General features: G+C 69.3%; 18 protein-coding genes. 10 read left to right on the top strand and 8 right to left on the bottom strand.

The genetic code is table 11. The features are described 5' to 3' along the window. Positions 1 to 3: 3 nt before the first annotated feature. Positions 4 to 2,970, bottom strand: coding sequence for a TonB-dependent receptor (locus VGN45_RS02110; RefSeq protein ID WP_327458795.1), 2,967 nt, complete (start codon positions 2,968 to 2,970; stop codon positions 4 to 6). 206 nt (positions 2,971 to 3,176) lie between these two features. Between VGN45_RS02110 and VGN45_RS02115 the strand changes: the two genes are divergently transcribed. Continuing rightward, entirely contained in the window at positions 3,177 to 4,469 is a 1,293-nt protein-coding gene (locus tag VGN45_RS02115) for a pectate lyase (protein WP_327458797.1), read from the top strand. A gap of 3 nt (positions 4,470 to 4,472) precedes the next feature. Here VGN45_RS02115 and kduD read toward each other — a convergent pair whose 3' ends face one another. After that, the gene (gene kduD, locus VGN45_RS02120; protein ID WP_327458799.1) at positions 4,473 to 5,222 is read right to left on the bottom strand and encodes a 2-dehydro-3-deoxy-D-gluconate 5-dehydrogenase KduD; all 750 of its coding nucleotides are present in this window, start codon (positions 5,220 to 5,222) and stop codon (positions 4,473 to 4,475) included. A gap of 131 nt (positions 5,223 to 5,353) precedes the next feature. Between kduD and VGN45_RS02125 the strand changes: the two genes are divergently transcribed. Continuing rightward, positions 5,354 to 6,013 carry an RpiB/LacA/LacB family sugar-phosphate isomerase gene (locus VGN45_RS02125; RefSeq protein WP_327458801.1) on the top strand — a complete coding sequence of 220 codons (660 nt, stop codon included), beginning with the start codon at positions 5,354 to 5,356 and terminating at the stop codon, positions 6,011 to 6,013. 4 nt (positions 6,014 to 6,017) lie between these two features. On the opposite strand, the gene VGN45_RS02130 is transcribed toward VGN45_RS02125, so the two are convergent. After that, entirely contained in the window at positions 6,018 to 7,058 is a 1,041-nt protein-coding gene (locus VGN45_RS02130) for a LacI family DNA-binding transcriptional regulator (protein ID WP_327458803.1), read from the bottom strand. A 153-nt stretch (positions 7,059 to 7,211) separates the two neighbouring features. Between VGN45_RS02130 and crtY the strand changes: the two genes are divergently transcribed. Genes crtY through VGN45_RS02145 form a run of 3 tightly spaced genes read left to right on the top strand, consistent with a single transcriptional unit; the run spans position 7,212 to position 10,794 of the window. Continuing rightward, positions 7,212 to 8,384: a lycopene beta-cyclase CrtY gene (gene crtY, locus VGN45_RS02135; protein WP_327458805.1), complete on the top strand. Its 1,173-nt coding sequence runs from the start codon at positions 7,212 to 7,214 to the stop codon at positions 8,382 to 8,384. Next, entirely contained in the window at positions 8,384 to 9,865 is a 1,482-nt protein-coding gene (locus VGN45_RS02140) for a phytoene desaturase (protein ID WP_327458807.1), read from the top strand. Before crtY ends, VGN45_RS02140 begins: the two co-directional genes overlap by 1 nt. Next, positions 9,862 to 10,794 (top strand): phytoene/squalene synthase family protein, encoded by a 933-nt coding sequence (locus tag VGN45_RS02145; RefSeq protein ID WP_327458810.1) that lies wholly within the window; start codon positions 9,862 to 9,864, stop codon positions 10,792 to 10,794. The genes VGN45_RS02140 and VGN45_RS02145 overlap by 4 nt, the downstream gene beginning before the upstream one ends. 1 nt (position 10,795) lies before the next feature. Here the strand turns inward: VGN45_RS02145 and VGN45_RS02150 are convergent, their stop codons facing one another. Genes VGN45_RS02150 through VGN45_RS02160 form a run of 3 tightly spaced genes read right to left on the bottom strand, consistent with a single transcriptional unit; the run spans position 10,796 to position 13,651 of the window. Then, positions 10,796 to 11,854 carry an ABC transporter permease gene (locus VGN45_RS02150; RefSeq protein ID WP_327458812.1) on the bottom strand — a complete coding sequence of 353 codons (1,059 nt, stop codon included), beginning with the start codon at positions 11,852 to 11,854 and terminating at the stop codon, positions 10,796 to 10,798. Continuing rightward, on the bottom strand, positions 11,851 to 12,774 hold the full coding sequence (locus tag VGN45_RS02155) for an ABC transporter ATP-binding protein (RefSeq protein WP_327458814.1): 924 nt from the start codon (positions 12,772 to 12,774) through the stop codon (positions 11,851 to 11,853). The genes VGN45_RS02150 and VGN45_RS02155 overlap by 4 nt, the downstream gene beginning before the upstream one ends. Next, entirely contained in the window at positions 12,758 to 13,651 is an 894-nt protein-coding gene (locus tag VGN45_RS02160; protein WP_327458816.1) for a polyprenyl synthetase family protein, read from the bottom strand. Before VGN45_RS02160 ends, VGN45_RS02155 begins: the two co-directional genes overlap by 17 nt. Before the next feature lie 104 nt (positions 13,652 to 13,755). Here VGN45_RS02160 and fni point away from each other — a divergent pair, with 104 nt between their 5' ends. Then, entirely contained in the window at positions 13,756 to 14,799 is a 1,044-nt protein-coding gene (gene fni / locus VGN45_RS02165) for a type 2 isopentenyl-diphosphate Delta-isomerase (protein ID WP_327458818.1), read from the top strand. Here fni and VGN45_RS02170 read toward each other — a convergent pair. Then, positions 14,766 to 15,251, bottom strand: coding sequence for a sterol desaturase family protein (locus tag VGN45_RS02170; RefSeq protein ID WP_327458820.1), 486 nt, complete (start codon positions 15,249 to 15,251; stop codon positions 14,766 to 14,768). The two genes, fni and VGN45_RS02170, sit on opposite strands and share 34 nt — an antisense overlap. Positions 15,252 to 15,329: 78 nt before the next feature. Here VGN45_RS02170 and VGN45_RS02175 point away from each other — a divergent pair, with 78 nt between their 5' ends. After that, positions 15,330 to 16,115 carry a sterol desaturase family protein gene (locus VGN45_RS02175; protein ID WP_327458822.1) on the top strand — a complete coding sequence of 262 codons (786 nt, stop codon included), beginning with the start codon at positions 15,330 to 15,332 and terminating at the stop codon, positions 16,113 to 16,115. A 47-nt stretch (positions 16,116 to 16,162) separates the two neighbouring features. Beyond that, positions 16,163 to 17,686, top strand: a complete 1,524-nt coding sequence (locus tag VGN45_RS02180; protein WP_327458824.1) for a tryptophan halogenase family protein — start codon at positions 16,163 to 16,165, stop codon at positions 17,684 to 17,686. A 107-nt stretch (positions 17,687 to 17,793) separates the two neighbouring features. Here VGN45_RS02180 and VGN45_RS02185 read toward each other — a convergent pair whose 3' ends face one another. Next, positions 17,794 to 20,478, bottom strand: coding sequence for a TonB-dependent receptor (locus tag VGN45_RS02185; protein ID WP_327458826.1), 2,685 nt, complete (start codon positions 20,476 to 20,478; stop codon positions 17,794 to 17,796). Between the two features lie 327 nt (positions 20,479 to 20,805). Between VGN45_RS02185 and VGN45_RS02190 the strand changes: the two genes are divergently transcribed. Continuing rightward, positions 20,806 to 22,620, top strand: a complete 1,815-nt coding sequence (locus VGN45_RS02190) for an alpha-amylase family glycosyl hydrolase (RefSeq protein ID WP_327458828.1) — start codon at positions 20,806 to 20,808, stop codon at positions 22,618 to 22,620. Beyond that, positions 22,617 to 24,251 (top strand): alpha-amylase family glycosyl hydrolase, encoded by a 1,635-nt coding sequence (locus VGN45_RS02195; protein WP_327458830.1) that lies wholly within the window; start codon positions 22,617 to 22,619, stop codon positions 24,249 to 24,251. Before VGN45_RS02190 ends, VGN45_RS02195 begins: the two co-directional genes overlap by 4 nt.

The raw sequence follows: 24,251 nt of genomic DNA on the forward strand, positions 1-24,251 counted from the left end.
GGGTCAGAAGCGCGCGCGGGCGCCGACGTAGAACTGGCGTCCAGTGTGATGATAGACGGACGTGCTCTGCCGGGTGTCGTCGCCGACCCACTGATGGTTGAACTCGTCGGTCAGATTGATGGCCTCGAACGTAAGGTCCAGTTGGTCGGTCACCTTGAACGAGGCGGAGGCGTCCAGGTTGAACGTCTCCATCTTGCCTTCTTGGGCGTTGCCGTTCCGGCCCGGGATGTTCTGCAGGTACTGGTCCCGCGCGGACCCCGACACTCGCGCCGAGAACCGCTCGTCCTCGTAGTAGAGCGTCGCGTTCCACGACTCCGGCGACAGATTGATCAGGTCCGCCGTGACGAAGGTCGAGCACAGGGCGTCGTTGCAGTAGTCGATCTCGCTCTCGACGCGGGTGTAATTCACCTGCACCCCGGTGTTGCCCAAGGGTCCGGGCAGGAAGCGGAAAGGCTGCTGCCAGCTGATTTCGAAGCCCTTCAACGGCCCGCCCTCGGTGTTCACCGCGCTGGTCAGCTGGAAGATGGTCGAGGAACTGCAAACGCCCGTGCAGAAGGCCGGCGCGAAGGCCGACGGGTTCAGAGCCGTCAGATCCGAGTACGGCAAGTCCTGACGCAGAATCTGGATGTAGGTGTCGATGTCCTTGTAGAAATAGGCGAAAGACAGCAGGCTTTCCGGCGCGAAGTACCATTCGATCGAAAAGTCGTATGTGTCGGCCCGGAACGGCTCCAGCTTCACGTTGCCGATCGAGGCGGTGAAGTTCGGCCCCGTGGCGTTCAGCGACGTGGTCGGCACCAGGTAGTTGGTGCCCGCCAGGGTGTTGCCGATCTGGGGCCGTGCCATGACCTTGGCCGCGCCGAAGCGGACCAGCAGGTCGTCCATCGGCTCGAACACCAGGTTCAGCGACGGCAGGGTGTCGGTGTATTCGTGCTCGCCGCTCACCAGCGTGCCGCCGCCGGTCGAGCTGTAGCCCTCGGCGTAGATCCGCGTGTTGGCCTGACGCACGCCCACGTTGCCGCGGAAGGGCATGCCGAACAGCTCCGTGTCCCAGTCCGCCTGGAGGTAGACCGCGACGTCCTCCTCCTCGATCGACCGGTTGCCGCCGCGCGCATTGCCGTTGGTGATGCTGGTCAGCGTGAAATCGCCGCCCGCCACGCCGGTGTTGCAGTTGCAATAGATGTTGAACAGCGAAGCGATGGCGCTCAGGTCCGGGCGCAGCCAGTTGAGCGTGCCGCCCGGGATCAGGTCTCGCCCGAAGCCCGTAAGTTGGTTGGAAATGTCGGCCACCGTCGTCGTGCCGGGCAGCACGGGTACCACGGTCTCGTCCGTGCGGCGGAACTCGTACGTCGACGACTCGTAAGACTTGTAGTTCACTCCGGCCTTGAGCGTCAGCCAGTCCGAGGCGTCGTATTCGACGTCGCCCTGCCACGACATGAAGACGTTGTCGGCGCCGTTCGGGCGGATACGGATCTCGGATCGGGGCGTGGAGGCCGTCGAGGGCCGCCAGGCCCACGACGCGGGATTGGTGACGTCGATGCCGTAGGTGATGACCGGCGAGTTCATGTTCCCGCGGAAGTCCCAGCCGTATCCATCGACGTCGTTGGCGTCGAGGGTCACGGTCGTCTGGATAGGGTTCTCGAACGACGACTCCGCGCGACCGATGTAGTAGCGACCTCGCAGGCGATCGGTGAACTCATGCTCGGCGGTGAAACTGACCTGGATGAACTCCGTCGAAAGCACGTCGAAGCGGCTTTCCGATCTCAAATCGACGTTGTCGAAAAGGCCGTAGACCAGCATTCCGTTGTCGATGGCCGCATCGCGCACGATCACCTGCGTCTGGCCGCCCGCCGCCGCGTTGCGGCTGAACGACAGGGCCTGGAGGAAATCCTCCTGTCGCGTCGCATCCAGCTTGGAATATAGCACGTCGACCGAGAATTGGGTCGTGTCGGCCGGTCGCCACTGGAACGACCCGGTGACGCCCAAGCGTTCCTGCTCATGGGTCAATCGCCCATAGCGCGGCAATCGGGGGATGAAGACGTTGGCCTGGTTCGCGGTCTGATAGGCCGTCACGTTCGCCGGCGTGTTCGGCGCTCGAGGATTGCCGGTCGAGCAGTTCGCCGCGCTCGACCCCGTCGTTCCGCTGTTGCCCGGATTCTGCGGCGTGACGCCGATCGGGCTGCAGAAGCCGCCCGAACTGCCGGTGCCTGTCGCCGGAGCCCAACGGACGGTGCTGAACCCTTCTTCGAGCAGGCTTCGCTCACTGTAGGCCACGGAGATCAAGGCCCCGAACTGGTCCCGGTCGCCGAAGGTGGTGCTGGCCAGCAGCGCCATCCGCGGATTCCACTGCTCGGACAGGTCGTTGTAGCCGGCCTGACCGGAGAAGGCGAAGGCCTGGCCCGGATAGTCGAAGGGACGTGAGGCCTGCAGATCGACGGTCGCGCCCAGCGAGCCCTCTTCCGTCTCCGCCGCCGCGGTCTTGCGGACCGTGATGGAGTTGAAGAGCTCGGACGCGAAGACGTTGAAGTCGAAGCCGCGACCGCGGTTGGCGCCGCCTGAGGAATCGGTGCCGCCCGTGGTGGCCTGAGCCTCCATGCCGTTGATGCGGGTGCGGGTGAAGTCCGAGCCAAGGCCACGGACGGTTATCGATCGCCCCTCGCCCGCGTCGCGGTCGATGGCGACGCCTGGTACACGCTGGATCGCTTCCGCCAGGTTGAGATCGGGAAAGTCGGCGATGTCCTCAGCCACGATCACATCGACCACTGTCGCTTCACGACGCTTGGCCGCGAGACCGGCTTGAAGGCTGGCGCGATAGCCGGTGACCACGATCTCGTCGACCTCCGTTTCCGGATCTTGCGACTGGGCGGCGGCGGCGATGACGCCGAAAGTCATCGCCATGGCGAGGCCGGACGTGCCGGCGATCAGGCTGCGGCGAAGGGCGCGCGACGACCGCGCCGTGATGAACTGCGACATATGCCTCCTCCCAATGGGCATACAGGACGCCGGGGTGTCCCCGGTCTATCTGTTTATTGCGGCCTCGCCTTCGAGCGGGCCGATTTGACACCGGTGTCAAATCCAGATGAAGTTGGACTGACACCGGTATCAATCCAGAGCCTAGACTCATGTTCGCCCCTTCGGCAACCCCGTTCTCTCAAGGCGCTGCAATCCTCGCGGCGACCGTGGCGCTCGCGCTGCCTGTCGCGGCTCGGGCGCAGCAGCTGGCCTTCCCCGGAGCGGAGGGCGCGGGACGTCACGCCCTGGGAGGACGCGGCGGAGCCGTGCTGAGGGTGACCACGCTCGACGACTCCGGACCCGGGTCGTTGCGGGCTGCCGTGGAGACCGAGGGGGCGCGCACGATCGTGTTCGACGTCGGCGGGACGATCCGCCTGGATTCCCCGCTGATCATCCGACACGGTCGTCTCACCTTGGCGGGACAGACGGCGCCGGGCGGCGGCGTCGCCATCCGGGACCAGCCGCTGATCGTGCGGGCCGACGACGTGGTGATCCGCCACCTGCGCGCCCGGCTGGGTGACGAAAGCGGCGTGGAGGCCGACGCCGTCTCCATCGAGCGGGGCCGCCGCATCCTCCTTGACCACGTTTCCGCCAGTTGGTCGGTGGATGAGACCCTGTCGATCGGCAGCCGGTACGACCCCCCGGAGCGGGGGATCTACGACGTCACGGTCCAGAACTCGATCATCTCCGAGTCGCTGAACGCCTCGGGTCACGCCAAGGGCCAGCACGGCTACGGCACCCTGGCCCGCGGGGGACACGGCGCGCGGATCAGCTTCGTCGGCAACCTGTGGGCCAGCCACCGCGCCCGCATGCCCCGGCCGGGCAACTACAGTCCGCCGGACGTGGACCCGATCGGTCCCCTGTTCGAGTTCCGCCAGAACGTCTTCTTCAACTGGGGTGGAGCGCACGCGGGATACGACGCCGACACAGGTTCGATCTCGACATACGCCTTCATCGGCAACGCCTATCTTCCCGGGCCCGACAGCGAGGGCAGATGGGCGTTCGAGGACTCCAATCCGCTGGCCCGTGCCTGGTTCGAGGGCAATGCCATGGCGGGCGCCGTGCCGGACGACCCATGGAGCCTGGTGCGCTTCGACGGCGGTCCCGGCGAGCGGCTGGCGGCGCGGCCGGACTGGGCGCAGGCGGCGGACGCCGACCCCGACGCCACGGCCGAGAGGGTTCTGGCGCGTGCGGGGGCCTGGCCGCGTGACGCCGTCGACGCCCGCGTGGTCGACGGCGTGCAAGGGGGCGAGGGCCGCATCATCGACTCGCAAGCCGACGTCGGCGGCTGGCCCGAGTTGCCGGCGGGAACGCCGTGGATCGATGCGGACGGCGACGGCATGCCGGACGACTGGGAACGCGCAAGAGGGCTGAACCCGGAGAACGCGACTGATGGGACGGCGGACCCCGAAGGCGACGGCTACACCAATCTCGAAGACTGGCTGAACAGCCTGACCTGACGCTCAGCGCGCCATCCAGCCGCCGTCCACGGTCAGGATCGTGCCGTGGACATAAGCCGAGGCGTCCGACGCCAGGAACACCGCCGCGCCCTTCAGGTCATCGGGCGAGCCCCAGCGGCCGGCGGGGATGCGGGCCAGGATGTCGCGGTTGCGCGTCTCGTCGGCGCGCAGGGCCTCGGTGTTGTTGGTGGCGAAGTAGCCGGGTGCGATGCCGTTGACGTTGATGCCTTTGGACGCCCACTCGCAGGCCAGCAGGCGCGTCAGGCCGGCAAGACCGCTCTTGGACGCGGTGTAGCTGGGCACGCGGATGCCGCCCTGGAAACTCAGCATGGAGCAGATGTTGAGGATTTTCCCGCCCCGGCCCGCGCCCACCCAAGTCCGCGCCACGGCCTGAGACAGGAAGAAGGCCGACTTCAGATTGACGTCGATGACCGCGTCCCAGTCTTCCTCGGTGAAGTCCAGGCTGTCGGCGCGGCGGATGATGCCGGCGTTGTTGACCAGGACGTCGATCGCGCCGACGGCGGCCGTCGCCCGGGCCACGACGTCGGTGATGGGCGCGGTCGATTCCAGGTCGGCCGATATGGCGTGGAGCGCACGCCCGGCGTCGGCGACCAGCCGGGCCGTCTCGGTCGGCGCGGACCGGCCCACGGCGACGATGTTCGCGCCGGACTGCGCCAAGCCGACGGCGATCGCCTGCCCCAAACCTGTGTTGGCGCCCGTGACCAGGGCCGTGCGGCCGGTGAGATCGAACATGAGGCCCCGATATCCGCTGATGGTTGACGCTGGCGGCCATCCTGCCGCCCGCTGAGGATTGTGCATAGGTAACCGGTGTCATATTCTCAGGCAATGACGCGGACCCGATGTGCCGCAAGGATGGGAACGCCATGAAGATCGCCCTGATCATCGAGAACAGCCAGGCCGCCAAGAGCGAGACCGTCCACGCCGCCCTGAAGGCCGTCGTCGAGCCGCTGGGCCACGAGGTCCACCACTACGGCATGTATTCGGCCGAAGATCAGGCGTCGCTGACCTACGTCATGAACGGCCTGCTGGCCGGCATTCTGCTGAACTCCGGCGCGGCCGACTTCGTGGTCACGGGCTGCGGCACCGGCATGGGCTCCATGCTGGCATGCAACAGCATGCCGGGGGTGTTCTGCGGCCTGATCAACGATCCGACGGACGCCTTCCTGTTCGGCCAGATCAACGACGGCAACGCCATCTCGATGCCCTATGCCAAGGGTTTCGGATGGGCGGCCGAGCTGAACCTGCAGGACTGCTATCGCAAGCTGTTCGAGGGCGAGCGTGGCCTGGGCTATCCCAAGGAGAGGGCCGAGATCATGCGCCGGAACCGGGGCATCCTGAAGGATCTGAAGGCCGTCACGTGCCGGGACATGTTGACGGTGCTGAAGTCGATGGATCAGGACCTCCTGAAGGCGGCGATCGCGGGCGCGCAGTTCTCCAATCTGTTCTTCGCCAACGCCAGGGACGAGAGCATCCGCGCCTATCTGAAGTCCGTCGTCGACGCCCGAGCGCCGCAAACCGCCTGATCGGTCAGGTGGACGGCGCGGCGGTCGAGTCCCGCTCCACAAGCTGAGGATCGACGGTGGGCTGGTCCAGTTCGGCAGGATCCAGGCCCCGGAGCCGCGCCGTCAGCTTTTCGGCGGCCATGCGGCCCATGTCGCGGATGGGCAGGCGCACCGTGGTCAGGTTCGGCCAGACCCGCGACGCCATGGGCAGGTCGTCGAAGCCCACGATGGACAGATCGCCGGGCACGTCGAGGCCCAGGTCCCGCGCCGCCTTCATGACGCCGATGGCCATCTCGTCGTTGCCGGCGAAGATGGCGGTCGGGCGATCCGGCAGGGCCAGCAGATCGCGGGCGGCCTCGACGCCCGACTCGAAGGTGTAGGCGCCCTGGCGCACCAGGTCGCGGGACAGCTCCAGCCCATGTTCGGCCAGTCCCTCGCGGAACCCCCTGCCCCGCTCGTGCGAGGAACGGAAGCTTTCGGGGCCCGAGATGAAAGCGATGCGCCGGTGACCCAGCCCGGCCAGATGGCGGGCCGCGCGCGCGGCGCCACGGCTGTCGTGCGTGACGACCATGGCGCCGACCTCGTCCAGCGCCACAGAGGCGATGCGCACATAGGGACAGTCCGCCGCCTTCAGCACCTCGACCACGCGCTCGTCCTCCGACACCGAGGGCGGCATGACCACGCCGAACAGCTTCTGGCGAACGACGAAGCTGCGGACGTCATCCAGGAACCGCGGCGAAGCGCGGTCGCAGGGATGCACGACCAACTCAAGACCAGAGCCCCGAACGCCTTCCAGCACGCCCTGCTGCATGTTGACGACGTAGTTGGGGCTGGGGTTGTCGTAGATCAGCCCGACGAGGAACGACCGCCGGAACGCCAGTCCCCGCGCCTGCGGATCCGGGGAATAGCCATGTTCGGCTATGACCGCTTCGACGCGTCGACGCGTCTCCGCCTTCACTGACGGAGAGTTGTTGATCACGCGCGAGACGGTCTTCTTCGACACCTCCGCGAGCCGGGCGATGTCGTTGATCGTTGCGTGTTTCTGTCCGCGTTCCCAGTCGCTCAAGCGAGTTCTCGTCCGAGCGGCCGACCACAGCCGCACGAACGTCTCGGTAACGGCACGGCGGGCGCGATGCAAACGCGGCGCCCGGCGCCTGTCGGATGGGCAAAGCCGACCATCTCCCTTGCTCCATGCTTTGCCGCATGCGACCACACGGCGATGCAGGGCGACGGCATTTCAGCGGATGACGCCGACCTGCTGCTGGTCGGAGGGGGCTTGGCCAACGGGCTGCTGGCCCTGCGGCTGTCGCGGACCTGTCCGGACCTGCGGGTGCGCCTGATCGAGGGCGAGGACCGGCTGGGCGGCAATCACACCTGGTCCTTCTTCGCCACCGACCTGACGGCCGATCAGTCGGCCCGGATCGCGACGATGGTGGCGCATCGCTGGCCGGCCTATTCGGTGCGGTTCCCACGGACGCGACGGCGGCTGTCCACGGGCTATCTGACAGTCACCGCGGATCGGTTCGACGCCGTGTTGCGCCAGGCGCTGGGCGACGTCGTGCGTCTGTCGACGCCGGTCGCGGCCGTGGCGCCGAACTCGGTCACCCTGGCCGATCAGACGGTGCTCAGGGCCCGCGCCGTGATCGACGGGCGGGGCCCGGCCGCCACGCCGGACCTGGACCTCGGCTTCCAGAAATTCGTGGGGCTGGAGGTGCGCACCGCCGTCCCCCACGACCTGACCGAGCCGATCATTATGGACGCCACGGTGGATCAGCTGGACGGCTACCGCTTCGTCTACACCCTGCCGCTGGACGACCGCACCCTGCTGATCGAGGACACCCGCTACGCCGACGGGGCGGAGCTGGATCGCGCGGCCCTGCGGCGCGACACCCTGGACTATGCCGCGGCGCAAGGCTGGCAGGTCGAGTCCGTCGTCCGCGAGGAAGACGGCGTCCTGCCCGTGGCGCTGGGCGGCGATCTGGAGGCCCACTTCGACCGCATGGGGCCGACGCCCCTTGTGGGCCTGCGGGCCGGGCTGTTCCACCCCACGACGGGCTATTCCCTGCCCGACGCCGTGCGAATGGCGGACCGGCTGGCCGAGGCGATCGCGCGCGACGGGCCCGAGGCCGTGCTCGATGCGCGGATCCACGCGCTGGCCCTCTGGCGCGCACGCGGCTTCTACCGGATGCTGAACCGGCTGCTGTTCCACGCGGCCCGACCGGGCCAGAGGTACAAGGTTCTGGAGCGCTTCTACCGCCTGCCCCAGCCGCTGATCGAGCGCTTCTACGCCGCAGGGTCAACCTGGGCCGATCAGGCTAGGGTTCTGGTGGGCAAGCCGCCGGTGCCGATCGGGGCCGCGCTGGGCGCCCTGTTTGAACGAGGACGTGACTGATGCGGGCTGCGGTGATCGGGTCGGGTTTCGGGGGCCTGGCGCTGGCCATTCGCCTGCAGTCGCAGGGCGTCGCCACCACGGTCTTCGAGGCCCGGGACAAGCCCGGCGGCCGCGCCTACGTCTATGAGGACAAGGGATACGTCTTCGACGCCGGGCCGACCGTCATCACCGACCCCTCGGCGCTGGAGGAGCTGTTCGCGCTGAGCGGCCGCAAACTGTCGGACTACGTCGAGCTTCTGCCCGTCACGCCCTTCTACCGGCTGGCGTGGGAAGACGGCGACGTCTTCGACTACGTCAACGACCAGGCCGAACTGGACCGCCAGATCGCCGCCCGGAACCCCGCCGACGTCGAGGGCTATCGCCGCTTCCTGGCCTATTCGGAGGAGCTGCTGAGCGCCGGCTATCTTAAGCTGGGCTCTGTCCCCTTCCTCGACTTCGGCAGCATGGTGAAGGCCGCGCCGGATCTGATGCGGCTGCAGGCCTGGCGGTCGGTGCACGACAAGGTGTCGGAGTTCATCAAAGACGACCACCTGCGCCAGGCCTTCAGCTTCCATTCCCTGCTGGTCGGCGGAAACCCGTTCGCCACCTCGTCGATCTACGCCTTGATCCACGCGCTGGAGCGCAAGTGGGGCGTCTGGTTCCCGCGCGGCGGCACGGGCGCCCTGATCCAGGCCATGCTCCGCCTGCTGCAGGATCTGGGCGGCGAGATCCGCCTGAACAGCCCGGTGGAGCGCATCGACATGGCCGGCGGCCGGGTCGCGGGCGTGACCGTGGGCGGCGAAAGCCTGCCGTTCGACATGGTCGCCTCCAACGCCGACGTGGTGCACACCTATCGTCGCCTGCTGGGACAAGAACCTAGGGGGCGCCAGGAGGGCGCACGCCTGGCGACGCGCCGCCATTCCATGTCGCTGTTCGTCATCTACTTCGGTCTGAAGCGGAAACACCCGGACATCCGCCACCACACGGTCATCTTCGGGCCCCGCTATCGCGAGCTCATCGCCGAGATCTTCAAGGGTCCGGACCTGCCCGACGACTTCTCCCTGTATCTGCACGCCCCGACGCGCACCGATCCGTCGCTGGCGCCGGAGGGCTGCGACGCCTTCTACGTGCTGGCGCCGGTGCCGCACCTCGCCTCCGCCGACCTGGACTGGGAGGTCGAGGGCCCGCGTTATCGCGACCGCATCCTGGCCTATCTGGAAGAGCGTCATATCCCCGGCCTGACCGCGGATCTGGAGACGTGCCGCATCTTCACGCCGTTCGACTTCCGCGACCAGTTGAACGCCCACAACGGCTCGGCCTTCTCGCTTGAGCCGATCCTGACGCAGAGCGCCTACTTCCGCGTCCACAACCGCGACGACCAGATCCCGAACCTCTACTTCGTCGGCGCCGGCACCCATCCGGGCGCGGGCGTCCCGGGCGTCGTGGGATCGGCCAAGGCGACCGCCGGCCTGATGCTGGCCGACGCAAGGCAGCCCGCATGACGGACGCGGTGCTGGACCACAGCCGGCGTGCGATCGATCAGGGATCGCGCAGCTTCGCCGTGGCCTCGCGCCTGTTTCCCGGATCGGTCCGCGACGACGCGTGGATGCTCTACGCTTGGTGCCGCCACTGCGACGACGAGATCGACGGCCAGGTTCTGGGCCACGGCGCCGTGGGCGTCGATCCGGTTCTGGCCCGCAGGAAGCTGAACGAGCTGCGCGCCCGCACCGCCGCCGCCCTGGCCGGCGAGCCCACCACCGACCCCGTCTTCGCCGCCTTCCAGCGAGTCGCGGTGCGGCACGCCATCCCGGCCGAAGAGGCGATGGACCTGCTGGAAGGGTTCGAGATGGACGTGCTGGGCCGCCGCTACGACACGCTGGAGGACACGCTGGACTATTCCTACCACGTGGCCGGCGTGGTCGGCGTCATGATGGCGCGCATCATGGGGGTGGACGACGCCCCCACCTTGCGTCGGGCCCAGGATCTGGGGCTGGCCTTCCAGCTGACCAACATCGCCCGCGACGTGGTCGAGGACGCGCGCGGCGGCCGCGTCTATCTGCCCGGCGCCTGGCTGGACGAGGCCGGCGTCCCCCGCGACCGCGTGCATGCGCCCGAGCACCGCGCGGCGGTGGCCCAGGCCGCACGCCGGCTGGTGCAGGCGGCGGAGCCCTTCTACGCCTCGGCCCGGTGGGGTCTGCGCGACCTCAACCCGCGCTCGGCCTGGGCCATCGCCACGGCCCGAGGGGTCTACCGCTCGATCGGCCGCCACGTGTCGCGCGCCGGCCCCACGGCCTGGGACGGCCGCACCCGGGTGGACCGCACCGCCAAGCTGCTGCTGCTGGGCCGCGGCGGCCTGATCGCGGTCTGGAGCAAGACGCTGGACGCCTGGCGCACCCCGCCGCCGCGCCCGGCGCTCTGGACGCGCATCTAGCTCACCGCGCCGCGCGCCGCGTCTCCAGCATCCAGGCGACCGCCAGCCCGCCGATCCCCAAGCCCGCCAGAACGACCCAGGCCGCGACCACCGTCGGCGACAGGGCGCCGCGCCAGATCACCGCGCCATAGGCCTCGATCGCCCAGGCGTGCGGCGTGATCCAGCCCAGCTGGCGGAACGCTTCGGGCATCAGGAACCGCGGCGCCATCGATCCGCCCAGCGCCGCCAGCAACAGCACCACGAAGGTCGTCAGCGGCTGCGCCTGATCCCGCGACCGGCACAGGGCGATCAGCCCCAGCCCCAGCCCCGCCGCCGCCAGCCCCACCAGCGCGGCGGTCAGCGCGACCGCGCCGATCTGCCAGGCGTCCAATGGCGGCAGCCGCGTCCACGCCGCCGCGAACACCGCCGCCGACTGCATCATCCCGACCGCCGTCAGCCAGACGGCCCGCCCGGCCAGGATGGGCGCCAGCCCGCCGCCCGCCAGCGCCATGCGCGCCTGAAGCCCCGACCGCCGCTCGTCCAGCCCCTGCATAGCGCCGTGCATGGCCGCGAAGAAGACGAACATCACGCCGACCGCCCCGGCGTAATAGGCCGACTGCACGTCGCCCTCCGGCCCGACTTTGGTGCGGATCACGGCGGGCCTCGGCGGCGCCGCGACCCCGGCCAGGGCGGCGGCGACCGGCTCCAGCCGGGCCTGCAGGGCCGTGGCGGCCACGGTGCGGTCGGCTGCGGCGATCACCTCCAGCCTCGGCCGCCCGTCGGGCCCCGGCCGGATCAGCACGCCCGCGTCGGCCCGCCCGTCGACCACGGCGGCCCTCGTGGCCCCGGCGTCGTCCATGATCCGGACCCGCCCCTCCAGCGCCCGCTCCACGGCCGCCCGCGTCGAAGCGGAGCCGACCCCGTCGTGCAGGGCCACGGCCGAGTCGATCTCGCCCCGCGCCCCCGCGCCGAAGATCGCCGAAAACATCAGGAACACCAGTGGCGGCAGCAGCAGCGTCAGCGCCACCCCCGGCAGGTCGCGCGTGAATCCCCGCGCCCAGGCGCCCACCACCGCGATCATGCCGCCTCGCGCGTCAGGGTCAGCACCAGGTCGTCGACGCCGGGGCGGCGGATCGAGACCTCGCCCGCCTCCCCGTCGATCAGGTCCGACAGGCTGCGCGCCCGCGCCAGCGCGCCTTCGGCCAGCACGCTCCAGACCCGGCCGTCGTCGCCTTCGCTCAGCCCCGCGCGCGCCAGCCGCGTCCTCGTCGCCTCGCTCGCCGGGGCCGGAAAGGCGACGGTGAGCAGCCGGCGCCCGCCGAAGGCCTCCCTCAGCAGGCTCTCGGGCGGCCCCTCCGCCGCCACGCGCCCGGCGACCAGCACCGCCGCTATGTCCGCGACTGCCGCCACGAACTCCGCGTCGTGGCTGATCAGCAGGCAGCCCGCCCCCGCCTCCGCCGCCGCGCGCAGGGCCCGCGCCAGGGCGTCGCGCGTGCCAGCGTCCACGCCCTCGGTCGGTTCGTCGGCCACGATCAGCGTGGGCCGCCCCACCAGCGCCCCCGCCAGGTTGGCGCGCCGCCGCCAGCCGCCCGACAGGGCCCGTACCGGCCGGTCGGCCATCGGCAGGCAGTCGGTCAGGCGCAGCGCCGCCTCCACCGCCCCGGCCCGGTCGGCGCGCGGCACGCCGCACAGCCGCGCCATCACCGCGACGTTCTCCCTCGGCGTCAGGGCGGGAAACATGGCGCTCTCCTGCGGCGCCAGTCCGATCCGCGCGGCCGCCGGCGCGCGTCCGCCGACCGTCGCCGTGCCCTCCCGCAGCGGGATCAACCCGCACGCCGCACGCGCCGCGGTGGACTTGCCCGCCCCGTTCACGCCCAGCAGGGCGCAGATGCGGCCCGCCGGAACCGTCAGGTCCAGTCCGCGCAGGACCGGCTCGGGGCCATAGCCGCACACGACGCCGCTCAGAAGCAGCGCCGGCGCGGCCTCAGACGGCCCCGGCATGCCGGAACAGGTCGATCACATACCGCGTCATCGGACCGTCCGGCCCCGCCGCATCCGCCGCCTTGTTCAGCGACTGCCGCACCGCCGCGCGCACCCGGCCCTCGCCCCAGACGTCGACGAAGGTCAGCATCCGCCCGTCCTTGCCCACGTCCTTGCCGACCTCCGCCGCCGTGGCGTTGACGTCCAGCAGGTCGTCGCACAGCTGGAAGGCGAAGCCGATGGCCCGGCCGAACTCGGTCATCCGCTCCAGCTCTTCGCCGCGCGCCCCGCCCAGCAGGGCCCCGCCGCGCAGGGCCGCCACGAACAGCGCCCCCGTCTTCAGATCGTTGATCCGGCGCAGGCCCGCCACGTCGCGCGCCTCGCCCGCGTCGCGCAGATCGCGCATCTGGCCCTCGGCCAGGCCGTCGAAACCCACCGCTCCGGTCAGAAGATCGACCAGGTCCAGCCGCGCCTCGGCCGGCAGGGCGCCCGCCACAACCACGCGCGTCGCCTCGGTCAGCAGGGCCACCGCGGCCAGGATCGCCGCATCCTCGCCCAGCCGGCGGTGCAGGGCCGGCGCCCCTCGGCGCAGCTCCGCGTCGTCCATGCACGGCAGGTCGTCCAGCGTCAGCGAGGCGGCGTGGATCATCTCCACCGCGCAGCCGAAATCCAGCGCGTCCGCCGCGCGTCCGCCCACCTGCTCGGCCGCCATCATCGTCAGCACGGGCCGGACCCGCTTGCCGGGCGACAGCAGGGCGTCGCGCCCCGCCTGCGCCAGCTTGCCGTCGTCCGCCGGGATCAGCTGCGGCAGCCGCGCCTCGATCAGGGCGCGCAGGTCTTCGGGCGACGCCAGGTCAGGCGACTCGACGGCCATGGGCATGGCGCCGACGCTCCCCATTCACACACTCCCCGACCCTGCGTTGCGGCCACGATCCGAACCGCTATGGTCGGCATGAGGCATCACGACCGTCCCGGATGCAAGCCGCCTTGGAGCCGATTCGGATGCCGTCCGACGCCGACGACCTGATCCGGAGGAAGGACGAGCACATCGACCACGTCCTGGCCGGGCGCGGGCGCGCCGCCGTCGGCCCGGGCCTCGACGCCGTCCGCTTCGTGCACGAAGCCCTGCCGGATCTCGACCACGACGCCATCGACCTCTCGACCCGCTTCCTCGGCCGTCCATTGGCCCTGCCCTTCCTGATCAGCTCCATGACCGGCGGACCCTCGCGGGCCGAGGCGATCAACGCCCGGCTGGCCGAGGCGGCCCAGACGCTGGGGCTGGCGCTGGCCGTCGGATCGCAGAGGGTGGCTCTGGAGACGAACGGCGGGCACGGGCTCGACGACGGCCTGCGTCGCCGGGCCCCCGACGCCCTGATCCTGGCCAACCTCGGCGCGGTGCAGTTCGCGCGCGGCTACGGCCTCGACCATGCCCGCCGTGCGGTGGAGATGATCGGCGCCGACGCCCTGATCCTGCACCTCAATCCGCTGCAGGAGGCCGTTCAGCCCGAGGGCGACCGCGACTGGCGCGGCGTCGCCGCCGGCATCGAGGCCGTCGCCGCCGCCTTCCCCGGACGGCTGGTGGTCAAGGAGACGGGCGCCGGCCTGTCGGGCGCCGCAGCGCGGCGGCTGGCCGACATGGGCGTCGCAGCGCTGGACGTGGCGGGCGCCGGCGGCACCAACTGGGGGCTGATCGAGGGCGCGCGGCAGATCGGCGGCCGGGCCGAGGCCGTGGCCGCCCCCTTCGCCGGTTGGGGCGTGCCGACGGCGCGCAGCCTGATCGACTGCGCCCGCGCCGCGCCGGAGCTGGAACTGATCGGGTCAGGCGGGGTGCGCGACGGGCTGGACGCGGCGCGGGCCATCCGCCTCGGCGCGCGTCTGGTGGGTCAGGCCGCCGGCGTGCTGGACGCGGCCCTGACCTCCACCGAAGCTGTGATCGACCATTTCGAGGTGCTGGCGACCCAGCTGCGGCTGGCCTGTTTCTGCACCGGCTCGCCGGACCTGACGGCCCTGGCTCAGGCGCCGCTGCTGGACGACCCGCGCTTCTGAACCAGCTCGGCCTTCAGCGCGCGCGCCGACCGCACCCACAGGAAGCCGTAGGACACGCAGCCGTGCTTGGTGTGGATGGCGTGATGCAGCCGGTGCGCCTGGATCCGCCGCTGCCAGAAGCCCGACCGTCCGTCGAAGCCGGTCGGGAATCGGCGATGCACCAGTCCGTCGTGGAAATAGAAATAGACCGCGCCATAGGCCGTGATCCCCAGCCCGACCGGCAGGGCCCAGACGTTCGACCACGTCCCGATCGCGATCAGAACGATGGCCGGCAGGGCAAACACGACTGCGAACAGGTCGTTCAGCTCGAACGCCCCCTCGCGCGGCTCGTGATGGCTGCGGTGCCAGCTCCACAGCCAGCCGTGCATCACATAGCGGTGCATGACCCAGGCGAAGACCTCCATCCCCAGGAAGGTCACGACCAGGATCAGAAGGAAGGCGAGCGGCGACATCGGGCGTCAGTCTAAAGCAAGGCCCGGCGCGTCGCCATGGCGCTTGACCGGGGCGACCGAATGCCGCCCTTTCAGCCCATGTCCACGTCCTTCGCGCTCGACGTCGCGGTCACGACCCTGGCCCTCAGCCTGATCATCGCCGTGCGCTATCTGATCGTGGCCGCGGCGACGCACGCCCTGCTGTGGCGTGGCGCGGGTCGCGGCCGCCCGCTGAACCGCACGCCGTTCGTGCCGGCCCGCCTGCGGCGCGAGATCGTGGCCTCCCTGATCTCCTCGCCCATCTACGCCTTGCCCGCCGCCGTGGTGGTCGAACTGTGGAAGCGCGGCGGCACGGCCGTCTATGCCGATGTGACGCAGCATCCCCTGTGGTGGCTGCCGGCCAGCTTCGTGCTCTATCTGCTGGCGCACGACGCCTTCTACTACTGGCTGCACCGCGCCCTGCATCATCCGCGGCTCTTCGCCTGGACCCACGCCGAGCACCACCGCTCACGCGACCCCAGCCCCTTCGCCTCCTTCGCCTTCGACCCGGCCGAGGCGGCTGCCACAGCCTGGTTCCTGCCGGCGCTGGCGCTGGTAGTGCCGATTCACTGGGGCGTCGCCCTGGCCCTGCTGACGCTGATGAGCCTCAGCGCCGTGCTCAACCACGCCGGACGCGAGGTCTGGCCCGAAGGCTGGCTGGCGCGCGCCCCGCTGAAGTGGCTCATCACCGCCACCCACCACGACGGCCACCACAAGCGCTTCAACGGCAACTACGGCCTCTACTTCCGCTTCTGGGACCAGTTGGCCGGGACCGAGTTCGTTGAGCGGGCCGCACGGCCGGCCGCCACTACGCATGACCGCCCCGAGCGCGCTGGTTCCGCTTGAGTTCGACAGGCCCGAAACTAGGCTGAACCGAGGGAGAAACCAGTCAGATGACCGAACCGATCCGCAGCGTCCTGATCGTCGGCGGGGGGACAGCCGGGTGGATGGCGGCCGCGGCGCTGGAACGCGCGTGCGGTCCCCATGTGAAGGTATGTCTTCTGGAGTCCGAAGACATCGGCATCGTCGGTGTGGGCGAGGCCACCGTGCCCCCCATCCGCGACTTCAACGCCATGATCGGCCTCGACGACGCGGAGTTCATGCGCGCCACCCAGGCGTCCCTGAAGCTGGGCATTGAGTTCATCGACTGGGGCGTGAAGGGCACGCGCTATTTCCATCCCTTCGGCACCTTCGGACCGGGGCCGACGCTGGGCGACTTCCAGCAGACCTGGATGACCGCCCACGCGCGCGGCAAGGGCGGCGATTTGGAGGCGCATTCGATCTGCGCCGAGGCGGCGAAGCTGGGCAAGGTGGGCGTTCGCGACGCCGACCCCCGATCGCCGCTGGCCAGCCTGTTCACCGCCTATCATTTCGACGCCGGGCTCTATGCCCAATACCTGCGCAAGGTCTGCGAAGGCCGCGGCATACAGCGGATCGAGGGCCAGGTCGTCGAGGTCGTGCAGCGGCCGAAGGACGGCTTCGTCGCCTCGGTCACGCTGAAGGACGGCCGCAGCCTGTCGGCCGACCTGTTCATCGACTGCACGGGGTTCCGCGGCCTGCTGATCGAAGGTGCGCTGAAAGCGGGTTACGAGGACTGGTCGCACTGGCTGCCGATGAATCGCGCCTGGGCCGTGCCATGCGCGCGTGTCGGCCCAGCGACGCCCTACACCACCTCCACGGCGCGCCCGGCGGGCTGGCAGTGGCGCATCGCTCTTCAGCACCGGACAGGCAACGGCTACGTCTACTGCTCCGACTTCGCCACCGACGAGGAAACGCGGGAAACCCTTCTCGCCAACCTTGACGGCGAGGCGCTGGCCGAACCCCGACAGCTGAAGTTCGTCACCGGCCGCCGCAAGGCGTACTGGCTGAAGAACGTCGTCAGCCTCGGCCTGTCGTCGGGCTTCATCGAACCGTTGGAATCGACCAGCATCCATCTGGTGCAGTCCGGCGTGACGCGTCTGCTGCAGCATTTCCCGGACATGGGCTTCAGCCAGGCCAACATCGACGCCTACAACCGTCGCCTGGGCCGCGAGGTCGAGCTGGTGCGCGACTTCGTCATCTTGCATTACCACGCCACGCTGCGCGACGACGAACCCCTGTGGCGGCACGTGCGCGACATGCCCATTCCAGACAGCCTCGCGGAGCGGGTCGAGCCCTTCCGTGACCGCGGCCAGCTGTTCCAGGTCGGCGCCGACGAATATTTCTCGATGGGAAGCTGGCTGGCCGTCATGTGGGGTCAAGGCATCCGGCCGCGTGGACGCAATCCCCTGTACGGCTTCCAGGATCCGGCGCGCGTCGACGCCTTCCTCGACGCCTCGGCAGGGCGCGTCGCCCAAGCGGCCCGCGCCCTGCCGGATCACGAGGATTTCCTGAAGGCGCGCGGCATGTGGGCCGGCGGCACGGTCCGCGCCGCCTGAGGCGGCCCAACTCCGGACAAAAGAAAAGCCGGACGCCGAAGGGGCCTTCGCGTCCGGCTTTCAGTTGAGAGGCCCGGAGCCCGAAGGCCCCGGACCGTCCCAGGAGATCAGTAACGGTAGTTCAGGCCGATCAGGAAGGTCCGGCCGTAGGTCTGATGGTCGATGACCCGACGCTCGTCGCCGGCCTCATAGGTGTAGAAGGGCTCGTCGGTCAGGTTGTTGACCTGGAACAGGGCCGAGAAGCCGTCCAGCGGACCGGACTGGAACTCATAGCCGATCTGGGCGTCGATGATGCTTTCGGCGCCGACCTGACGGAAGGTGCGCCCGTTGCCGAAACCGGCGACCTCGCCCAGAAACTCCGAGCGGTAACGGTTCGAGGCGCGGGCCTGGAAGCCGTCCTTCTCATAGTAGATCGTGACGTTGGCCACGGTCTCCGACAGGCCAGGGATCGGGTTGGAGCTGCCGGGGCTGGTCTCGATGTTGCTCTCGGTCTGCGAGATCGAGAAGTTGCCGCCGAAGCCTTCAAGCGCCGGGTGGAACATGTCGAACGGCATGGAGACGGCCGCTTCGACGCCGTAGATTTCGCCGCCCGTTCCGTTCTCCGGCGTGGACACAGTGCCCTGGCGATAGACCGCCGTGGTGGGCGCATAGCCGGTGTAATCGAACGGAAGCGTCTGGTTGTAGATGTAGGATTCCAGATCCTTGTAGAAGACCGCGACCGAGAAATAGGCCTGGCGCCCGAAATACTGCTCGAACGACAGGTCGACGACGTTGGCGATCCAGGGCCGAAGTTCGGGATTGCCGCCGCTGCCGGTGAAGGGCGGGTTCGACGGATTGAACGGCGGAGTGTTGGTCCCCGGAGCCGCCGGATCATCCAGCGTGGCGTTGTAGTTGAAGGTCCGGCTGGCACGCATCTCGTCCATACGGGCGCGGGCCAGGGTGCGGGCCGCGGCGAAGCGGACGATGCGGCCTTCTTCCAGCTCGAAGATCAGGTTCGTGCTGGGCAGAATCTCCCAGTAGTCGTCGCCGCCCTCGACCGCCTGGGTCGCCGACACGCCGGTGCCAAGCTGGCGCGAAGCGAAGCCCTGCGAGTCCTGGTCGGTGTGGACGAACTGGACGCCGAAGTTGCCGCGGGTCGGCAGTCCGAACATCGTGGTGTCGACGTCGAACTTCACGAACGGCGTCATCACGCTTTCGGTGACCCGCCAGTTGCCCGCGGCCACGTCGGCGTTGGGGTTGCGGACCATGTTGTAGAAGCCGCTGTTGACCAGCCCCAGGGCGTCGTAGCTGATCATCCGCGGAATGCCGAGATAGGCCAGCGACGTCGGCGCCAGACGGAACTCGTTCGGCACCACGACCGTGGCCCCGCCCGGAATGCCCAGGAAGAACTGATCGTTGATGAACTCCTTTTCGCGCCGGGACATGTGCAGCCCCACCTCGACGCCGTCGATGAAGCCCCCGAAATCGACGTCCCCCTTCACGGAGGTGCGCAGAGACGTCAGGTCGTCGGTGATGGACGGGTTGTTCAGATAGCCGTCCTGGCCGCCCGGGATGATGTCCCCGCCCCAACCCTGCGGGCTGGTCAGCCGGATCAGGTTGAAGTCGCCGTAGTCCAGGGCCGGCGTGAACCGGGTGATGTCATCGCCAGTTCGGAACCCGATCGTGTCGGTGACGCCCGCCGGGCCCCGGCCCGTGCCGGCGTAGGTCTCTAGGACCACGTCGGTGCGCTCCACCGACGAGAAGCTGAGGTCGGCGGAGAACGACCAGTTTTCGTTGATCTGCTGCTCGATGTTCCAGCCCAGCGACAGCAGCTCGCTGTCGCGGGTGTTGACGTCGTTGCGGACGACGCCCTTGACGCCGGTGTAGGTGCCGGATGTGACCAAACCGTCCTCGACGGTATAGCCCGGCTGCAGGGTCGCCGCCGACCAGAACAGCGGCAGCTCGATGCCGCGCAGGATCTGCGTGTTGTCGAACTGCGAATAGAAGGCGTCGAACGTCATGTGCAGTTGATCGTTCGGCCGGTATTCCAGCACGCCGATCCAACCGTCGCGTTCAAGCTCCGACGACATCACATAAGGCTTCGACCCGCCGATCACGCGCGGCCCGCCGCCCGTCACTTCCGGATAGCCCCAGGCGTTGAAGCGCTCGGACTGATAGGGGCTCTCGATGTGAGCATAGCCGAGCACGATCCCGATCGTGTCGTCGGCGAACTGGTCGATGTAGGAGATGCTGAAGCGATTGCCGTCGTCGGTCGTTCCCGCGTTCAGGGCGCCGATGTCGTTGCGCTCATAGCGGATGTTGGCAGCCAAGGCCCGCCGTCCGTACTCCAACGGCCGGACGACGCGCAGGTCCGCAGTGCCGGCCAGGCCCTGACCGGTCAGGGCCGAATCCGGCGTCTTGTAGACCACGACGCTGCCCAGCAGTTCCGACGGATACTGGTCGAACTCGACGCCGCGGTTGTCGCCGGTGGACACCTGCTCGCGGCCGTTCAGCAGCGCGGTGGTGAAGTCCGGGCCCAGGCCGCGGATCGAAATGTTCTGGCCGCGGCCGTCCAGCCGTTGCAGCGCCAGGCCGGGCAGACGGCCCAGCGATTCGGCGATGGAGACGTCCGGCAGCTTGCCGATGTCTTCGGCGGTCACGACCTCGACGATCGAGGTTTCGTCCCGCTTGGTCGCGATCGAGCTTTCGATCGATGCGCGGATGCCGGTGACGACGATCTCGTCGACCTCGGTGACCTCGGGGTCCTGATCGGCCGACTGGGCGTGCGCGACGCCGACAAGGGCCAGGCTCATTGCGAATGCTGCGGCGCCGGTAAGCAGGCGCGCGCGACGGGTGTGCGTGGTTCTCATCTCGATCCTCCCGAGCGGCCGCCTTCTCCTGAAGCGATCCGCGGTTCGCAAATCAATGCAAACACGGCGACGCATTGCAAGCGATTAATCTCCGCGTCGAGATCAGGGCGACCTTCTTCGCCTTATTTGGCGGACTCGTTGTCCTACATGACACATTATTGCCCCCGTCCCGGCGCCCGACTGTCGCGTTGACAGGCGTGGAAATCGCTGCAAAAACTTGCAAACGCACGCTGCGGCAATGAACCGCGCCGGCGGGGAGGAACGGGCGACATGGCGGGAAGACGACCCCGGGCGACCGCCTTGGCCGGCATGCTGGCGCTGGCGCTGGCGGCCGCGGGAGGCATGGCCTCAGCACAGGCGCCGAACCCGACTTCGGCCATGCGGGCCCGCCTCCCGCAGGACGAGGTGATCTATTTCCTGCTGCCGGACCGCTTCGCCAACGGCGATCCGTCGAACGACCGGGGCGGCCTCATGGGCGATCGCCTCGCGACCGGATTCGATTCCGCCCATCCCGATTTTTATCACGGGGGCGACCTGGCCGGATTGACGCGGCGTCTGGACTACATCCAGAGGCTGGGCGTCACGGCGATCTGGATCGCGCCGGTGTTCCGCAACAAACCGGTGCAGGGTGCCCCGGGCCGCGAGTCGGCCGGCTATCACGGCTACTGGATCCTGGATTTCACCTCCGTGGACCCGCATTTCGGGACCGACGCCGATCTGAAGGCCTTCGTCGACGCGGCCCACGCGCGGGGCATCAAGGTCTATCTGGACATCGTCACCAACCACACCGCCGACGTGATCCAGTACCGGGGATGCACGAACTGCGCCTATCGCGGCACGGCGGACCATCCGTGGACCCGCGCGGGCGGCGTGGACGGGCCCGCGATCAACGCCGGCTTCGACCCCGCCCGCCCCGAGACCTTCGCGGCGCTGACGCGCGTCGATTGGGCCTATCAGCCCTATGTCCCCGACGTCGAGCGCGACTCCAAGGCACCCGGTTGGCTCAACGATCCGGGCGTCTATCACAACCGCGGCGACTCGACCTTTCGCGGCGAGAGTTCGCTGCTGGGCGACTTCGCCGGGCTGGACGGGGTGATGACCGAGCACCCGCGCGCCGTTCAGGGCTTCATCGACGTCTACGGCGACTGGATCGACCGGCTGGGCATCGACGGCTTCCGGATCGACACGGCCAAGCACGTGAACCCGGAGTTCTGGCAGGCCTTCGTGCCGGCCATGCGGGCGCGGGCGGCGGCACGCGGCATCCCGAACTTCCACATCTTCGGCGAGGTCTACGACCACGACCCGGCCGCCCTGGCTCGGCACACGCGCGTCGACGGCCTGCCGTCGGTGCTGGACTTCGCCTTCCAGACCAAGGCGACGGACGTGGCCGCGGGGCGCGCGGGTCCCGACGCCCTGGCGCGCGTCCACGCGGCGGACCCGGTTTACGAGGGCGGAGAGCAGGCGGCGCTGACCCTGCCGACCTTCCTGGGCAACCACGACATGGGGCGGATCGGCTGGTTCCTGGCCAAGGACCGACCGGACGTCTCCGACGACGAACTTCTGGCCCGCACCACCCTGGCCCACGCCCTGATGATGTTCTCGCGCGGCGTGCCGGTGATCTACTACGGCGACGAGCAGGGCTTCATGGGCGAGGGCGACTATGGCCGGTCGCGCCACGACATGTGGGGGTCCGACGTGCCGGACTATCGCGACGGACGCCGGGTCGGCGGACGGCACGACCCCTATGACGCCTCAGCCCCCCTCTATGTCCGCCTGTCCCAGATGGCTCGCATCCGGCGCGAGACTCCGCTGCTGCGTCGCGGCCTGCAGGTGACGCGTCACGCCGACGACGGGCCGGGGCTTTACGCGTTCTCGCGTCTGGCCGACGATCTGCCGGGCGAGGTTCTGGTGGTGTTCAACACCGGCGCCACGCCGATCGAGGCCCGAGTCGCGGTTGAGCCCACGTCGCTCGCTTGGCGCGCGCTTCACGGCGCGTGCGCCCCGCGGGCGACGGCGCCGGGCTCCGTCGACGTGCGGGTGGCGCCGCTCGACTACATCGTTTGCGTATCCGAGGACCCGCGTTGACCGTTCAGACCCTGACCAAGCCCACCGCGTCTTACACGGATCAGCCGACCGAATGGTGGCGCGGCGCGGTGATCTATCAGATCTATCCGCGCAGCTTCGCCGACTCTAACGGCGACGGCGTGGGGGATCTGCCGGGGGTTCTGGCTAACCTCGACCACGTCGCCTCGCTGGGCGTGGACGCCGTCTGGCTGTCGCCCTTCTACGCCTCGCCGATGAAGGATTTCGGCTACGACGTCGCCGACTATCGCGCCGTGGATCCCATCTTCGGCGATCTGGACGACTTCGACCGCATTCTGACCCGCGCGCATGAGCTGGGGTTGAAGGTCATCACCGACCTGGTCTTCGCCCACACCTCGGACCGTCACGCCTGGTTCCAGGAGAGCCGCCGCGCCCGCACCGGCCCCTACGCCGACTGGTACGTCTGGGCCGACGCCAAGTCGGACGGCAGCCCGCCGTCGAACTGGCAGTCCGTCTTCGGCGGCCCGGCCTGGACCTGGGACGCGCGGCGCGGCCAGTACTACATGCACAACTTCCTGCCCGAGCAGCCACAGCTGAACCTGCACCTGCCGGAGGTTCAGGACGCCCTGCTGGACGTCGCGCGGTTCTGGCTGGACCGGGGTGTCGACGGCTTCCGCCTGGACGCCATCAACTTCTCGATGCACGACCCGTCGCTGGCCGACAATCCGCCCCTGCCGCCCGGCGGAAAGCGCAGCCGCCCGTTCGACTTTCAGGACAAGGTCCACAACCAGTCCCAGCCGGGCATCGTCGATTTCCTCAAGCGCATACGCGCGCTGACGGACTCATATGAAGGCCGCTTCACCGTGGCGGAGGTCGGCGGCGACCATGCCGAACGCGAGATGCAGGCCTTCACTCACGGCGACGACCGGCTGAACAGCGCCTATGGCTTTCTCTACCTCTATGCCCCGGCCCTGACCGCCAAACTGGCGCGCGAGGGTGCGGAAATATGGCACGGGCGCGATCACCAGGGCTGGCCCAGTTGGACCTTCTCCAACCATGACGCCCCGCGCGCGGTGTCGCGCTGGGCCGCCGGTCGCGACCGCAAGGCCTTCGCGGAGATGGCGCTGGTCCTGCTGATGTGTCTGCGCGGCACCGCCATCGTCTATCAGGGCGAGGAGCTGGGCCTGCCGCAGGCCGAGGTGCCGTTCGACCGGCTGAAGGATCCCGAAGCCATCGCCAACTGGCCCCAGACCCTGGGCCGCGACGGGGCGCGCACCCCCCTGCCCTGGCGCGCCGACGCGCCGTTCGCGGGATTTTCGACCGCCGAGCCCTGGCTGCCCGTAGACCCCGCCCACGTCGACCTGGCCGTGGACCGGCAGGAAGCCGATTCCTTCTCGACCTTGCACGCCGCGCGCCGCGCGGCGGCCCTGCGCCGCCGCCATCCCGGCCTGCGCGCCGGCGACATGACCATGCTCGACATGGCTGGAGACCTGCTGGGCTTCACACGGGGCTCGGGCGCCGAGCGCCGGTTGTGCGTCTTCAATCTGGGCTTCAAGCCGGAGACATGGTCGGCGCCCGACGGCTGGGCCGTGGTCGAGCGCGTCAACGCGCCGGAAGATCCGATCGACGCCCTGCCCCCGCTGGCGGGCGTCATCCTGGCGCCGGTCGGATGA

It is taken from the genome of Brevundimonas sp. (assembly GCF_035999125.1).
Lineage (GTDB): Bacteria > Pseudomonadota > Alphaproteobacteria > Caulobacterales > Caulobacteraceae > Brevundimonas.

Coding starts and splice junctions, on each gene's coding strand:
- VGN45_RS02110 (WP_327458795.1), bottom strand. CDS start 2,970: ATGTCGCAGTTCATCACGGCGCGGTCGTCGCGCGCCCTTCGCCGCAGC.
- kduD (WP_327458799.1), bottom strand. CDS start 5,222: ATGTTCGATCTCACCGGCCGCACGGCCCTGGTCACGGGCGCCAACACA.
- VGN45_RS02125 (WP_327458801.1), top strand. CDS start 5,354: ATGAAGATCGCCCTGATCATCGAGAACAGCCAGGCCGCCAAGAGCGAG.
- crtY (WP_327458805.1), top strand. CDS start 7,212: ATGCAGGGCGACGGCATTTCAGCGGATGACGCCGACCTGCTGCTGGTC.
- VGN45_RS02140 (WP_327458807.1), top strand. CDS start 8,384: ATGCGGGCTGCGGTGATCGGGTCGGGTTTCGGGGGCCTGGCGCTGGCC.
- VGN45_RS02145 (WP_327458810.1), top strand. CDS start 9,862: ATGACGGACGCGGTGCTGGACCACAGCCGGCGTGCGATCGATCAGGGA.
- VGN45_RS02150 (WP_327458812.1), bottom strand. CDS start 11,854: ATGATCGCGGTGGTGGGCGCCTGGGCGCGGGGATTCACGCGCGACCTG.
- VGN45_RS02155 (WP_327458814.1), bottom strand. CDS start 12,774: ATGCCGGGGCCGTCTGAGGCCGCGCCGGCGCTGCTTCTGAGCGGCGTC.
- VGN45_RS02160 (WP_327458816.1), bottom strand. CDS start 13,651: ATGGGGAGCGTCGGCGCCATGCCCATGGCCGTCGAGTCGCCTGACCTG.
- fni (WP_327458818.1), top strand. CDS start 13,756: ATGCCGTCCGACGCCGACGACCTGATCCGGAGGAAGGACGAGCACATC.
- VGN45_RS02170 (WP_327458820.1), bottom strand. CDS start 15,251: ATGTCGCCGCTCGCCTTCCTTCTGATCCTGGTCGTGACCTTCCTGGGG.
- VGN45_RS02175 (WP_327458822.1), top strand. CDS start 15,330: ATGTCCACGTCCTTCGCGCTCGACGTCGCGGTCACGACCCTGGCCCTC.
- VGN45_RS02180 (WP_327458824.1), top strand. CDS start 16,163: ATGACCGAACCGATCCGCAGCGTCCTGATCGTCGGCGGGGGGACAGCC.
- VGN45_RS02185 (WP_327458826.1), bottom strand. CDS start 20,478: ATGAGCCTGGCCCTTGTCGGCGTCGCGCACGCCCAGTCGGCCGATCAG.
- VGN45_RS02190 (WP_327458828.1), top strand. CDS start 20,806: ATGGCGGGAAGACGACCCCGGGCGACCGCCTTGGCCGGCATGCTGGCG.